Source organism: Phytobacter cepae, from assembly GCF_054165735.1.
In genome coordinates this window covers 4,232,600-4,247,647 of record NZ_CM135107.1, presented here as the reverse complement: position 1 = coordinate 4,247,647, position 15,048 = coordinate 4,232,600, and the positions used below count along the sequence as shown (strand labels likewise).

General features: G+C 56.4%; 10 protein-coding genes. 6 read left to right on the top strand and 4 right to left on the bottom strand.

From position 1 onward, the window contains the following. Positions 1–14: 14 nt before the first annotated feature. The 4 genes from gluQRS to thpR form a co-directional block, all read right to left on the bottom strand. Positions 15–911: a tRNA glutamyl-Q(34) synthetase GluQRS gene (gluQRS, locus tag ACUY4Q_RS19970; protein WP_458044425.1), complete on the bottom strand. Its 897-nt coding sequence runs from the start codon at positions 909–911 to the stop codon at positions 15–17. Positions 912–1,037: 126 nt separating this feature from the next. Continuing rightward, on the bottom strand, positions 1,038–1,493 hold the full coding sequence (dksA, locus tag ACUY4Q_RS19965) for an RNA polymerase-binding protein DksA (protein ID WP_012016093.1): 456 nt from the start codon (positions 1,491–1,493) through the stop codon (positions 1,038–1,040). A 173-nt stretch (positions 1,494–1,666) separates the two neighbouring features. Continuing rightward, positions 1,667–2,371, bottom strand: a complete 705-nt coding sequence (gene sfsA, locus ACUY4Q_RS19960; protein ID WP_458044424.1) for a DNA/RNA nuclease SfsA — start codon at positions 2,369–2,371, stop codon at positions 1,667–1,669. Between the two features lie 13 nt (positions 2,372–2,384). Further along, positions 2,385–2,915: an RNA 2',3'-cyclic phosphodiesterase gene (gene thpR / locus ACUY4Q_RS19955; RefSeq protein ID WP_458044423.1), complete on the bottom strand. Its 531-nt coding sequence runs from the start codon at positions 2,913–2,915 to the stop codon at positions 2,385–2,387. Between the two features lie 141 nt (positions 2,916–3,056). On the opposite strand from thpR, the gene hrpB reads away from it, so the two are divergent. The 6 genes from hrpB to fhuB all read left to right on the top strand — a co-directional run bounded on the left by hrpB (position 3,057) and on the right by fhuB (position 14,641). Beyond that, the gene (gene hrpB / locus ACUY4Q_RS19950) at positions 3,057–5,486 is read left to right on the top strand and encodes an ATP-dependent helicase HrpB (protein ID WP_458044422.1); all 2,430 of its coding nucleotides are present in this window, start codon (positions 3,057–3,059) and stop codon (positions 5,484–5,486) included. A gap of 379 nt (positions 5,487–5,865) precedes the next feature. Further along, a complete protein-coding gene (mrcB, locus tag ACUY4Q_RS19945; RefSeq protein WP_458044421.1) occupies positions 5,866–8,409 on the top strand; it encodes a bifunctional glycosyl transferase/transpeptidase in 2,544 nt (847 codons plus the stop codon). Positions 8,410–8,665: 256 nt separating this feature from the next. Continuing rightward, positions 8,666–10,927 (top strand): ferrichrome porin FhuA, encoded by a 2,262-nt coding sequence (fhuA, locus tag ACUY4Q_RS19940; protein WP_458044420.1) that lies wholly within the window; start codon positions 8,666–8,668, stop codon positions 10,925–10,927. A 47-nt stretch (positions 10,928–10,974) separates the two neighbouring features. Further along, on the top strand, positions 10,975–11,772 hold the full coding sequence (gene fhuC, locus ACUY4Q_RS19935; RefSeq protein WP_458044419.1) for a Fe3+-hydroxamate ABC transporter ATP-binding protein FhuC: 798 nt from the start codon (positions 10,975–10,977) through the stop codon (positions 11,770–11,772). Next, positions 11,772–12,662, top strand: coding sequence for a Fe(3+)-hydroxamate ABC transporter substrate-binding protein FhuD (gene fhuD, locus ACUY4Q_RS19930; protein ID WP_458044418.1), 891 nt, complete (start codon positions 11,772–11,774; stop codon positions 12,660–12,662). The genes fhuC and fhuD overlap by 1 nt, the downstream gene beginning before the upstream one ends. Continuing rightward, complete coding sequence (gene fhuB / locus ACUY4Q_RS19925) at positions 12,659–14,641, top strand: Fe(3+)-hydroxamate ABC transporter permease FhuB (protein ID WP_458044417.1); 1,983 nt, start codon at positions 12,659–12,661, stop codon at positions 14,639–14,641. The genes fhuD and fhuB overlap by 4 nt, the downstream gene beginning before the upstream one ends. Positions 14,642–15,048: the final 407 nt, after the last annotated feature.

The window sequence follows — 15,048 nt, the reverse complement described above, 5'->3', positions numbered from 1 at the left end:
CGGCTAATCATAGCTCAGCGCGAAGCGTTTGAGAATGCTGTATTCGCATCCACTGCACCAGGCACCCGAGAAAGCGTCCAGTTTGCCACCGCCAGGGAGAGCAAATCGTCTATGTTGAGATCCTGCCATTCGTCTGTAGCGTGTTGGTTTAGGAACTGTAACGCCCTGATTATTATGGGGCGCGGATCGCCGCCCGGCAAGGCGGGCGCGTGGTTTTGCTTGGAGAGTTTATCCCCCGCGCTGTTCAGCGCCAGCGGGAGATGAATGTAGTCAGGGGCGGGCCAGCCAAGGTGTTTATAGAGCGATAACTGTCTCACGGTGGGGTCGATTAAATCTGCACCACGCACAATTTCCGTCACCCCCTGATAATGGTCATCCACCACGACGGCAAGATTATAAGCAAACAGGCCATCCCGGCGGTGGATAATAAAGTCTTCTCCCGCCAGATGCGGGTCGACATGAATATCGCCGCGTAGCTTGTCATGAAATTGCGTAACCGGATGGTGTTGCAAGATACGGACGGCTGCGTTTTCCGGGCCGTGATTCAACGTGCGGCAATGCCCGTCGTAAAATCCGCCCACGCTCTGAATGCGTGCGCGGGTACAGGTGCAGTAATAACTGAGGTGCTGCGCGTTAAGCCAGGCCAGTGCTTCGCGGTAAGCCGCATGACGTTGAGATTGCCAGAGCACCTCGCCATCCCAGTGAAGACCATAATGCTCAAGCTGACGCAAAATGGTGTCTGCAGCGCCAGGAACTTCGCGTGGAGGATCGATATCTTCGATGCGAACTCGCCAGACACCCTGGTTGGCACGCGCCTGCAGATAACTGCCCAGTGCGGCAATCAATGAGCCGAAATGAAGATCACCAGAGGGTGATGGCGCGAAGCGCCCGATATAGTGGGGTTCAGACATATTGACAGGCAAAAAGACCAATACGGGAAAAAATTTTCCCGACTATAGCACAGCCTGGATTGATGGCGCAGGCTGATATCAGCGCTGCGCCGTCAGAGGGTTGACCGGCTGCCGGTCATCAAAAACTTAACCCGCCATCTGTTTTTCGCGGATTTCAGCCAGCGTTTTGCAGTCGATGCACAGGTCGGCAGTCGGACGCGCTTCCAGGCGACGAATACCGATCTCTACGCCGCAAGACTCGCAGAAGCCAAAATCTTCGTCTTCTACTTTTTTCAGCGTTTTTTCGATCTTTTTGATCAGTTTACGTTCGCGGTCACGGTTACGCAGTTCGAGGCTGAACTCTTCTTCCTGGGCCGCGCGGTCTACCGGGTCCGGGAAGTTTGCTGCTTCATCCTGCATGTGGGTGACGGTGCGATCGACTTCATCCCTAAGTTGATTACGCCATGCTTCAAGAATGCGCTTGAAGTGCGACAGCTGGGCTTCGTTCATATACTCTTCGCCCGGCTTCTCTTGATACGGCTCCACCCCAGCGATGGCGAGAATACTCAGGGACGATGTTTTACGGTTTTGCCCTTCTTGCATGTTGTTTCTCCTTAACACGCACTATCGATCCCCGTGTTCGGGGGAAAATCAGGCCGCTATAAATAGCAGATGCTTTTGAGGATGGCAAATATCTAAACGTAACACTTGACAAGCCTGTGAAGAAAAGCGTATTTGCGCACGCGACCAGAACACTTAATAATCATTGTTTTCCTTCATAACGCGAAGGGTAGCGGAAATCTCAGAGTCATATTTTTAGCAGAAAGTTCCGCTTTATAAGCCAGAATTTCTACGCCCTGACGGTGTGCGTCATTTAACAATTGTGCGTATTGCTCATCAATATGGCGCGCTGGAGAGAAATGTTCAACGGCTGAATGCAGAACGGCGAAGAGGATAACGGCACGTTCGCCATTAGCTGCCACACCCATTAACTCACGCAGATGTTTTTGACCGCGCAAGGTCACCGCATCAGGGAAGAAACCGTTCCTTTGCTCAGCGAGCGTTACTGATTTCACTTCAATATAGCAGTTGCGGCGATCCTCTGCCTGTAACAGGAAATCAATTCTGCTGGCTTCAGAACCGTATTTTACCTCGCTTTTCAGCACGCTATAGCCGGCCAGTTCTGGCAGTTGGTTATGCAGAATCGCTTCTTTAGTCAGGCTATTTGCCCGGAGCGTGTTAACACAAATATATTCACCCTGCTGGGTTTGAGTTAATTCCCAGGTGTGCGGATATTTGCGTTTAGTACTTTCTGATGTCGAATACCAGACGGTGTCACCGGGGGTGGCGCAACCGGTCATTGCACCCGTATTCGGGCAATGAATGGTGAGCGTTTCTCCCTCCGGGGTAACAATATCGGCGAGAAACCGCTTATATCGCTGGATGAGCGTGGCGGGTTTCAGGGCAGGGGAAAACTCCATGAGGCGGTCCTTGTTATGTTTTCAGTGTCCAACGATTCAATGGGGCGTAGCGCAGGCGACCAGCGGTAAAATGAGACTCATAGAGCACAAACGCCTTCACCGGCACCGTCCAGCTAAAACCCGGCGGCGGCAGTGCGACCGTATGGGGTGTGTCACGCAACAGAGTGATGTGCGGATGAAACGGGGTCGGGCTCTGGTAACACCCACTTCGCGATGCCTGGGCGCGAAGCATATCGGCTAACTGAATAAGCCCGCGAGGCGACTGGCGGCACCCCAGCCAGACCACGCGAGAACGCAGCCACTGCCCGGCGTCATCCAGCCGCAGGGTGAAACCGGGTTGCGTAATCCGCCCGGCCATCGCCTCCAGCGCTTTCTGCTTCTCGGCACTGACTTCACCGAGGAAAGCCAGCGTCAGGTGCAGATTCGCCCCTGCCACCGGTCGACCGGCATCCTGCGCTAAATGGTCGGCTCGCCAGCGCACGATATCCTGACGGGTCTCATCGGGCAGGTCGAGGGCAAAAAACAGCCTTTTCGATTCGGGCATAGCGGGCTCTCCATAAATATCTGCTGGGATGCTACAGCGATGGGCCGTAACCCGCAAATGTGAAGGGACTGCAAAGGCACCGAGTTGATGTACAATTGCGTTCCACTGCCTTTTTTCAACGTTATCTCTCTGGAGCCTTGCGTGTCCTCTTTGCCGGTTGCTGCCGTCCTGGCCGATCTTTTCGCCGCTTTACACCGTGCGCCGCAGGTGCTGCTTATTGCACCGACGGGGGCAGGGAAATCCACCTGGCTGCCATTACAACTGCTGCAGCAACAGGAAGGCCAGGGGCGAATTCTGCTGCTCGAACCGCGCAGGCTGGCGGCGCGAAATGTCGCGCAGCGGCTGGCGGAGCAGCTTAATGAGCAGCCTGGCGAGACGGTGGGGTATCGTATGCGGGCGCAAACCTGTGTTGGGCCCACTACCCGTCTTGAGGTGGTTACCGAAGGCATCCTCACCCGCATGATCCAACAGGATCCTGAGCTCAGCGGCGTTAGCCTCGTGATCCTTGATGAATTTCATGAACGCAGCCTGCAAGCGGATCTGGCCCTGGCGCTACTACTGGATGTACAGCAAGGGTTACGCGACGACCTTAAACTGCTGGTGATGTCCGCAACGCTGGATAACACGCGATTACAAACGCTGTTGCCGGACGCACCGCTTATTGTCTCCGAAGGCCGTATGTTTCCGGTCGAGCGCCGTTACCAGCCGCTCAATAGCCATGCCCGTTTTGATGAGGCCGTGGCCTTAGCGACGGCTGAACTGCTGCGTTCTGAAACCGGTTCTCTGCTGTTGTTCTTGCCCGGCGTGGGCGAAATTCAGCGTGTGCAGGAGCAACTGGCTTCTCGCGTTGGCAACGATGTTCTGCTCTGCCCCTTATATGGCGCACTGGCGCTGAATGAACAGCGTAAAGCGATTTTGCCTGCCCCGAGCGGGCTTCGTAAAGTCGTGCTCGCCACCAATATTGCCGAAACCAGCCTGACCATCGAAGGGATCCGGCTGGTCGTAGACTGCGGTCAGGAACGTGTGGCACGTTTTGATCCCCGAACAGGGCTCACCAGGCTTATCACTCAGCGCATCAGTCAGGCCTCGATGACCCAGCGGGCAGGGCGCGCCGGTCGTCTTGAATCCGGTATTTGTCTGCACCTGATAAGCAAGGAGCAGGCAGAGCGTGCGGCTGCGCAAGCCGATGCGGAAATGACGCAGAGTGATTTATCGGGTCTGTTGATGGAATTATTACAATGGGGGTGCCAGGATCCTGCGCAGCTTCACTGGCTGGATTTACCTCCTGCGACTAACCTTGCTGCCGCGCGTAAGGTATTAACTCAACTGGGAGCGCTGGAGGGCGAGCGGCTGTCGGCACTGGGGCAAAAAATGGCTTCGCTGGGTAACGACCCACGGCTCGCGGCAATGCTGGCGGGCGCGAAGGGTGCCGATGAAGTCGCTACGGCGGCTAAACTGGCGGCAATCCTTGAAGAGCCCTTACGCGGGGGGAATACCGATCTCAGTGCGGCTTTTGCCCGTCATCAGCCGCAGTGGCAGCAGCGCGCCAGGCAGTTTGTTCGTCGCCTGAAAAGTGCGGATGGCGAGCCGGACGCTGCGCTCGTTGCCCCCTTACTGGCCCGCGCATTTGCCGATCGTATTGCAAGACGACGTGGCCAGGACGGGCGTTATCAATTAGCAAACGGCATGGGGGCGATGCTTGATCCTGACGATGCGTTGAATCGTCATGAATGGCTGCTTGCCCCGTTGTTGTTACAGGGAAGTCAGTCGCCGGATGCCCGTATTTTACTGGCGTTACCCATAGATATTGATGCGTTGATTGCGGCATGTCCGGCGATTTTGCAGCAGTCTGACACCGTTGAATGGGATGATGCCCAGGGCACCTTAAAAGCCTTTCGTCGTCGCCAGATTGGCCAGTTGACGGTGAAGGCGCAGCCGCTGGCAAAACCTTCGGAAGACGAGTTGCATCAGGCGATGCTAAACGGCATTCGCGAGAAAGGCCTCAACGTGCTGAACTGGACGCCGGACGCCATCCAGCTGCGTTTACGTCTTCATTGCGCCGCGAAATGGCTGCCGGAAGCGGCGTGGCCGGCGGTAGATGATGAAGCGCTACTGGCTGAGCTTGAGAGCTGGTTACTGCCGCAGATGAAGGGGGTACATTCTCTGCGTGCCCTGAAGGGGCTGGATATGAAAGGCGCTTTGCTGAGCTGGCTTCCCTGGCCTTTGCGTCAACTGCTGGAGAGTTCGTTGCCTGCGCATTACACTGTGCCGACGGGAAGCCAGATTGCCATTCGATATCATGAAGATAATCCTCCGGCGCTGGCGGTGCGTATGCAGGAGATGTTCGGCGAAGCCTCGACGCCCACCATTGCACAAGGGCGCATTGCGCTGGTGCTGGAACTGCTGTCGCCAGCCCAGCGGCCGCTGCAAATTACCCGTGATTTGGCGGCGTTCTGGCAGGGGGCCTATCGCGAGGTGCAAAAGGAGATGAAGGGACGCTATCCCAAACATGTCTGGCCGGACGACCCGGCGAATACGGCACCGACCCGACGTACCAAAAAGTATTCCTGATTGCGGTTTAGATGAGTGCGGTGTGATGCCCTTACCCCGGCCCTCTCCCACAGGGAGAGGGAGCAAAGACTATAAGATTTTCTCGTTGAGAAAATCTTGCTGTTTAGATGAGTGCGGTGTGATGCCCTCACCCCGACCCTCTCCCACTGGGAGAGGGAGCAAAGACTATAAGATTTTCTCTTTGAGAAAATCTTGCTGTTTAGATGAGTGCGGTGTGATGCCCTCACCCCGGCCCTCTCCCACAGGGAGAGGGAGCAAAGACTATAAGATTTTCTCTTTGAGAAAATCTTGCTGTTTATTTTGAGAGATTTCTTCTTCCTCCACCTGGAGCAAGAACTGAGAATCGGGCCTTTGCGCCTGAATGTTGCGGAGAGAGAGCATGGCGGGGAATGACCGCGAGCCAATTGGACGTAAGAGTAGAACGACGCGTCCGGCGAAAGAGAAAATCAGTCGTCGTCGAGCCAGAGAAGAGCAATACGACGACTATGACGATGAGGATGGCGACGAAGCGCCAGCCCCACGTAAAGGTAAAGGTCGGGGCGGTAAACCGCGGGGCAAGCGCCGCTGGTTGTGGTTGCTGCTGAAGATCTGTCTTGTCGGTGCGGTCCTGTTAGCCATTTACGGCGTCTATCTTGATCAAAAGATCCGCGCGCGTATTGATGGCAAAGTCTGGCAGCTTCCGGCAGCGGTCTATGGCCGGATGGTCAACCTTGAGCCGGATATGCCCGTCAGCAAGAATGAAATGGTCAAACTGCTGGAATCCACCCAGTACCGCCAGGTGACGAAGATGACGCGTCCTGGCGAATTTACCGTTCAGGCCAAAAGTATTGAGATGATCCGCCGCCCGTTCGATTTCCCGGACAGCAAAGAGGGGCAGGTACGCGCACGTCTGACCTTTGATGGCAACAGGCTTGATACGATTGAGAACATGGACAGCAACCGCCAGTTCGGTTTCTTCCGTCTCGACCCGCGTTTAATCACCATGCTCTCCTCGCCTAACGGTGAGCAGCGCCTGTTTGTGCCGCGCAGTGGCTTCCCGGATTTGCTGGTTGATACCCTGCTGGCGACCGAAGACCGCCACTTCTATGAGCACGACGGTATCAGTTTCTACTCCATCGGCCGTGCGATGCTGGCAAACCTCACTGCCGGACGCACCGTACAGGGCGCGAGTACGCTGACTCAACAGTTAGTGAAAAACTTGTTCCTGAGCAGCGAGCGCTCATACTGGCGTAAGGCCAATGAGGCCTTAATGGCGCTCATTATGGATGCCCGATACAGCAAGGATCGCATCCTTGAACTGTACATGAATGAGGTTTACCTCGGTCAGAGCGGTGACAATGAGATCCGTGGCTTCCCGCTGGCAAGCTTGTATTACTTTGGCCGTCCGGTTGAAGAGTTAAGCCTTGACCAGCAGGCGATGCTGGTGGGGATGGTGAAAGGGGCGTCCATCTATAATCCGTGGCGCAACCCGAAACTGGCCCTCGAACGCCGCAACCTGGTGCTTCGTCTGATGCAAGAGCAGAAGGTGATCGATCAGGAACTGTATGACATGCTGAGTGCCCGTCCGCTTGGCGTCCAGCCGCGCGGTGGCGTTATCTCTCCGCAGCCTGCATTTATGCAGATGGTGCGCCAGGAGCTGCAGGCTAAGCTCGGCGATAAAGTCAAAGACCTCTCAGGGGTGAAGATTTTCACTACCTTTGACTCGCTGGCTCAGGATGCGGCAGAAAAAGCGGCGGTAGAAGGGATCCCGGCGCTGATCAAACAGCGCAAACTGGACGATCTTGAAACCGCAATGGTCGTGGTGGATCGCTTTAGCGGTGAAGTTCGCGCCATGGTTGGCGGCGCCACGCCGCAGTTCGCAGGTTATAACCGTGCGATGCAGGCGCGCCGCTCCATTGGTTCTCTGGCGAAGCCGGCGACTTACCTGACCGCGTTGAGCCAGCCGGACAAGTACCGTCTGAACACCTCAATTGCCGATGCCCCCATCTCTCTGCGCCTCTCTAACGGGCAGGTATGGGCACCGCAGAACGACGATCATCGCTTCAGCGGACAGGTGATGTTGGTGGATGCGCTGACCCGCTCCATGAACGTGCCTACCGTAAACCTGGGTATGGCATTGGGCCTGCCTGCGGTGACCGATACCTGGCTGAAACTGGGTGCGCCGAAAGATCAGCTGAACGCGAACCCGTCGATGCTGCTGGGCGCGCTGAACCTGACACCTATTGAAGTGGCCCAGGCGTTCCAGACGATCGCCAGCGGTGGTAACCGTGCCACCTTGTCTGCGTTGCGATCGGTGATTGCCGAGGACGGTACAGTGCTTTATCAGAGCTTCCCACAGTCTGAGCGAGCGGTGCCAGCTCAGGCCGCCTATATGACGTTATGGACCATGCAGCAGGTCATTCAACGTGGTACCGGGCGTCAGCTCGGCGCTAAGTATCCGAACCTGCATCTGGCAGGGAAAACCGGGACCACCAACAATAACGTGGACACCTGGTTTGCGGGTATTGATGGGCGTGAAGTGACCATTACCTGGGTAGGGCGCGATAACAACCAACCGACCAAGCTTTATGGTGCAAGCGGGGCGATGGCGATTTATCAGCGCTACCTGGCGAATCAGTCGCCTATTCCGTTGGACCTGACGCCGCCGGAAGACATTACCACCATGAGCGTCGATGACATGGGCAACTTCATGTGTGCCGGCGGTGGGACGAGATCGTTGCCGGTATGGACGACCAATCCGGATGCCTTGTGCCAGCAAAGTCAGATGCTGATGCAGCAACAACAGCAGCAGCAACAGCAGGGCAATCCTTTTGATCAGTCTGCACAGCCGCAACAGCAGCCGCAACAGCAGCAACAGCCGAAGCAAGAAGAGAAAAGCGATGGCGTAGCGGGTTGGATCAAAGACATGTTTGGCAGTAATTAATCCCTCGAACCCTCAGTCAACAGACTGAGGGTTTTTTCTTACCACCCCGGCATTGCAAACAACTTTATAACCTCGTTTTAAACAACAGATCATTCTTCATTAACGCCCTGCATTTCCTCTGGTTATTTCTTGTGCCTGCTCGCCGCTGAGCGCCCCTTATTGCTTGCTATAGCGATAATGGTTCGCATATTATGCTGCCGTCATAATAATAATTATCGTTTACGTTATCATTCACTCATCGTCAGAGAAAACTATCATGGCGCGTCCAAAAACTGCTCAGCCAGTCAACATCTCACTGCGTAAAATCGCAGTAGTTGTAGCCACAGCGGTTAGCGGCATGTCTGTTTATGCACAGGCTGCTACGACCCAAAAAGAAGATACCATCACCGTTAATGCTGCCGCCGCTCCGCAGGAGAGTGCGTGGGGGCCGGCTGCGACCATTGCGGCACGGCAATCCGCAACGGCGACCAAAACGGACACCTCTATTGAGAAGGCGCCGCAGTCTATCTCGGTGGTGACCAGCGAAGAGATGGCGTTGCACCAGCCAAAGTCGGTTAAAGAAGCCTTAAGCTATACACCGGGTGTGGCCGTGGGGACCCGTGGCGCCTCTAATACCTATGACTACCTGGTCATTCGTGGTTTTGCCGCTGATGGACAGAGCCAGAACAACTACCTCGACGGTATGAAGATGCAGGGCAACTTCTATAACGACGCGGTGATTGATCCTTATATGCTTGAACGTGCCGAAGTCCTGCGTGGGCCGTCTTCCGTGCTGTACGGAAAGAGCAGCCCGGGTGGACTGCTGAATATGGTCAGCAAGCGTCCAACTACGACGCCGCTGTACGAAGTGCAGTTCAAAATGGGCACCGATAATCTCTACCAGACCGGGTTCGATTTCAGCGATGCGCTGGATGATGACGGTGTTTATTCTTACCGTTTAACCGGTCTTGCACGTTCAGCTAATGCGCAGCAGGAAGGCGCAAAAGAGCAGCGTTATACCATTGCGCCCTCATTTAGCTGGCGTCCGGATGACAAAACGAACTTCACCTTCCTCTCTTATTTCCAGAACGAGCCGGATACCGGTTATTACGGCTGGTTGCCAAAAGAGGGTACGGTTCAACCGCTGCCGAATGGCAAACGCCTCTCCCGGGATTTCAACGAAGGCGCGGAAAACAATACCTACTCTCGTAATGAGAAAATGGTGGGCTACAGCTTCGAACACGGCTTTGATGACACCTTCACCGTGCGCCAGAACCTGCGCTTTGCAGAGAACAAAGTGGCGCAGAACAGTGTGTACGGCTACGGAATGTGTTCCGATAAGTTGTATACCAAAGATGCCGCGTCGCTTGAGAAAAGTCCTTGTCTGAGCGTTCCGCAGTCTGACTGGGATCACACGCTGACCCGTCAGTATGTGATTGACCGCGAGAAACTGCAGACCTTTACCGTTGATACCCAACTGCAGAGTAAATTTGCGACCGGCGCCATCGATCACATCCTGCTGACCGGTGTCGACTTCATGCGCATGCGGAACGATATCAACTCATACTTTGGCTATGCAGGCTCTGTCGCGCCGTCAGATATTTATCATCTCGATCGCAGTGATTACGACTTTGGTGCACATGACGGGCCGTCTGGTCCTTACCGGGTGCTTCTAAACCAGAAGCAGACCGGTGTTTATGCCCAGGATCAGGCGCAGTGGGATAAGGTCCTGGTCACGCTGGGTGGCCGCTACGACTGGGCGAAGCAGGATTCCTTTAACCGTGACTATGGCACTCAGGCCGCACGTGACGATAACCAGTTCACCTGGCGTGGTGGTGTGAACTACCTGTTTGATAACGGTGTCACCCCGTACTTCAGCTACAGCGAATCCTTCGAACCGGCCTCTACAACCGGTGCTGATGGTGCAATTTTTGCGCCGTCTAAAGGTAAGCAGTATGAAGCCGGCGTGAAATACGTGCCGAAGGATCGCCCTATTGTGTTAACCGGTGCTGTATATCAGTTGACCAAAAGCAACAACCTGATGGCCGACCCGGCGGGTTCCTCATGGTCCGTTGAAGGCGGCGAAATTCGCGCGCGCGGCGTTGAAGTGGAAGCGAAAGCGGCACTGTCCGCCAGCATTAACGTGGTCGGCTCTTATACCTACACCGACGCTGAGTACACCACCGATACCAACTACAAAGGCAATACACCTGCTCAGGTGCCAAAACACATGGCGTCTGCGTGGGGCGATTACACCTTCTATGATGGCGCACTGTCTGGCCTGACGTTAGGGACGGGCGCGCGCTTCACCGGTTCCAGCCAGGGCGACCCGGCGAACAGCTTCAAGGTGGGCAGTTATACCGTTGTTGATGCGCTGGTGCGTTACGACCTGGCACGCGTGGGTATGGCGGGTTCTAACGTAGCGGTACACGTAAATAACCTGTTCGACCGTGAATATGTTGCAAGCTGCTTCAACTCTTACGGCTGCTTCTGGGGCGCTGAGCGTCAGGTGGTGGCAACAGCAACCTTCCGCTTCTAATCTCTCTTCGGGCACGGTTCGCCGTGCCCTTTTATAAGTTGGCACTCATGCAGGAAAACATCGCGCTTCCCGATACTACATTTCAACTCGCCGACCTCACCTTTAGGGTGCCTGGTCGTACGCTGCTTCACCCGCTCTCGCTGACCTTCCCGGTCGGAAAAGTGACGGGGTTGATTGGCCACAACGGTTCCGGTAAATCCACGCTGCTCAAAATACTTGGTCGTCATCAGCCCCCGTCGGACGGTGAGGTGCTGCTTGATGGTCAACCGCTCGCAAGCTGGAACAGCAAGTCCTTTGCCCGCAAAGTCGCTTATCTGCCGCAGCAGTTGCCGCAGGCTGAAGGCATGACCGTACGCGAACTGGTGGCGATTGGACGTTATCCGTGGCATGGCGCGCTGGGGCGCTTTGGCGTTGCTGACCGTGAGAAAGTGGAAGAGGCGATTACGCTGGTGGGTCTGAAGCCACTGGCGCATCGTCTGGTGGATAGCCTGTCAGGGGGGGAACGTCAGCGTGCGTGGATCGCCATGCTGGTGGCGCAGGACAGCCGCTGCCTGTTGCTTGATGAGCCGACCTCTGCGCTGGATATTGCCCATCAGGTGGATGTGCTGGCGCTGGTACACCGTTTAAGTCAGCAGCGTGGGCTTACGGTGATTGCCGTTCTGCACGACATCAACATGGCGGCTCGCTACTGCGACTATCTGGTGGCGCTGCGCGGGGGCGAAAAGATTGCAGAAGGGACGCCGGAGGCACTCATGCGTGCCGAAACCCTCGAGCAAATTTATGGTATTCCGATGGGAATACTCCCTCACCCGTCAGGGGCTGCACCGGTGAGCTTTGTCTACTAATGGATGGTTTTAATCAGATTAGCCGCCGTCGTCTGCTGACGATGATGGCACTTTCCCCCCTGCTGTGGCAGATGCGCAGCGCGCAGGCCGCTGCCATTGATACTCAGCGTATTGTCGGCCTGGAGTGGCTGCCGGTCGAACTGATGCTGGCGTTGGGGATTAAGCCTTACGGCATTTGCGACATTCCCAATTACAACATGTGGGTTAATGAACCTGCGCTCCCGGACGGAGTGATTGATGTTGGGCTACGCACCGAACCGAACCTTGAACTGCTGACCCAAATGAAACCGTCATATCTCATGTGGTCTGCGGGTTACGGCCCTTCAGCCGACATCCTGGCAAAAATTGCGCCGGGTCGCGGTTTTAGCTTTAGCGACGGTAAAAAGCCGCTGGCAACCGCCAGAAAATCGCTTAATGAGATGGCACAACTGTTGAATATGGAGGCGGCGGCGCAAAAGCATCTGGATGAATTTGACCGCTTTATTGCCAGCAGAAAGCCGCATTTTGCCGGACGAGGCGAACGTCCGCTGCTTATGGTGACGCTACTGGATGCGCGCCATGTGCTGGTCTTTACCCAGAATTGCCTGTTCCAGGAAGTGATGGATGAGTTTGGTATTCGAAATGCCTGGCAGGGAGAAACTACCTTCTGGGGCAGTACCACCGTGGGCATTGACCGGCTGGCTGCATTTAAAGATGTCGATGTCCTGTGTTTTGATCACGGCAATGACGCGGAGATGAAGACGTTAATGGCCACGCCGCTGTGGCAGGCAATGCCGTTCGTGCGCGCCGGACGTTTCCAGCGTGTGCCTGCCGTCTGGTTCTATGGTGCCACGCTTTCGGCAATGCATTTTGTTCGCGTACTCGATAACGCGCTCGGGGGAAAAGCATGAGAAATCGTATTGCTCCCCTTCCGGCCATTTTGCTCTCGCTACTCTTCATTGCCGGCATCTGGCTGACGTGGGTGAATTTCAACGCCGCACTGCCGCGTGCGCAATGGGCGCAGGCCATGACCGCGCCAGATATCGAGAGTATCGAACAGATGCTGTTCCATTACAGTCTGCTGCCGCGGCTGGCCATCGCGCTGCTGGTAGGGGCAGGGCTGGGTCTGGTCGGGGTGCTGTTTCAGCAGGTCCTGCGTAACCCGCTGGCAGAACCGACGACGCTCGGCGTCTCTACCGGTGCGCAGCTTGGCATTACCATAACCACGCTCTGGACCTTGCCGGGTGCGCTGACCACCCAGTTTGCTGCTCTGGCGGGTGCCTGTGTCGTCGGTGCACTGGTGTTTGGTGTTGCCTGGGGTAAGCGGCTCTCACCAGTGACGCTCATTCTCGCGGGCCTGGTGGTCAGTCTCTACTGCGGGGCGATAAACCAACTGTTGGTGCTTTTTCATCATGATCAACTGCAAAGCATGTTCCTCTGGAGCACCGGGACGCTCACGCAAACCGACTGGAGTGGAGTAGAGCGCTTATGGCCGCAACTGCTCGGTGGCGTGGTGTTGACGCTGCTGCTGCTACGTCCGCTGACGTTAATGGGGCTGGACGACGGCGTGGCGCGCAACCTGGGGCTGGCGCTCTCTTTAGCCCGCCTTGGCGCATTAACGCTGGCAATTGTGCTCAGCGCACTGCTGGTCAACGCCGTGGGGATTATCGGTTTTATCGGCCTGTTTGCGCCGTTACTGGCAAAAATGCTGGGCGCGCGGCGTTTGCTGGCCCGGCTGATGCTGGCCCCGTTAATCGGTGCCCTGATCCTGTGGCTCTCTGACCAGCTTATTTTGTGGCTGACCCGCGTGTGGATGGAAGTTTCCACCGGTTCAGTGACGGCGCTGATTGGCGCGCCGCTCCTGTTATGGCTGTTGCCGCGTCTGCGCAGCATGAGCGCGCCGTCAATGGACGCAGGGGACAACGTACCCAACGAGCGCGGAAACGTGCAGTGGTTTGCCCTTGCAGGGGTGATGGTTCTGCTGCTGGGGATGTGGGTCGCGCTCTCCTTCGGGCGTGACGCTGAAGGCTGGCGCTGGTTAACGGGTTCGCTACTCAATGATGTCATACAGTGGCGTGTGCCGCGTATCGCCGCCGCGCTGACCGCCGGGGTGATGCTGGCGGTGGCGGGCTGCATTATCCAGCGCCTGACCGGTAACCCCATGGCGAGCCCGGAAGTGTTAGGTATCAGTTCGGGTGCTGCGTTTGGTGTCGTGGTGATGCTGTTCTTTGTACCCGGCAATGCCTTTGGCTGGCTAATGCCTGCCGGAAGCCTGGGCGCCGCCATTACGCTGTTCATTATCCTGGTTGCCGCTGGACGTGGCGGTTTCTCGCCACACCGGATGCTGCTTGCCGGGATGGCGCTGAGTACCGCATTCACTATGCTGCTGATGATGCTGCAGGCAAGCGGTGACCCGCGCATGGCGCAGATCCTGACCTGGATCTCCGGTTCGACCTACAATGCAACCTTTGGGCAGGTTGCGCGTACCGGCCTGATAATGGTTGTGCTCTTAGCGATGGTGCCGCTGTGCCGACGTTGGTTGACGGTATTGCCGCTGGGGGGCGACACGGCGCGTTCGGTGGGGATGGCGCTGACGTCATCGCGTATCGCGCTGCTACTGTTAGCTGCCTGCCTTACCGCTGCGGCGACCATGACCATTGGCCCGCTGAGCTTTATCGGTCTGATGGCCCCGCATATCGCGCGCATGATGGGGTTCCGACGTACGATGCCGCATATCGTTATGTCGGCGCTGGTGGGAGGATTACTGCTGGTGATCGCAGACTGGTGCGGGCGGATGATGATGTTCCCGTATCAGGTTCCGGCAGGCTTGCTGTCGACCTTTATCGGCGCACCCTACTTTATCTATCTGCTGAGAAAGCAGAGTCGTTAATATGTCATCCCTCTCCCAATGGGCTGAGGGATACCTAGTAATATTACGTTTTACAGCGATAACATTGCGCAATGAGAATAAAACTGTCACCGCGATGACTGGGTCCGGCTGAAAATCGACGAAGCGTATCCGTAAGGCCGGGGCGCCGCGCAGGGATGCGCGGCGAGGGCGACTTTACACGGACGTTACCTTCGCCCGTCCCCGATAAGCCTGAAGGAGAAGCTGAGTGGACCGCGCCAGCGGCGATTTTCCTGGCCGGGAGCCCGGGTCGCCAGGGTGGTGGCGGTGAGCCACCCTGGCACGTTCACAGGTTCTGGCGCTACAGAAAAGCAAGGAACATAAGGTGAACGGAATAACCATCAGAGTCGCATGTTTCCCCTCACCCTAACCCTCTCCCCGGTGGGGCG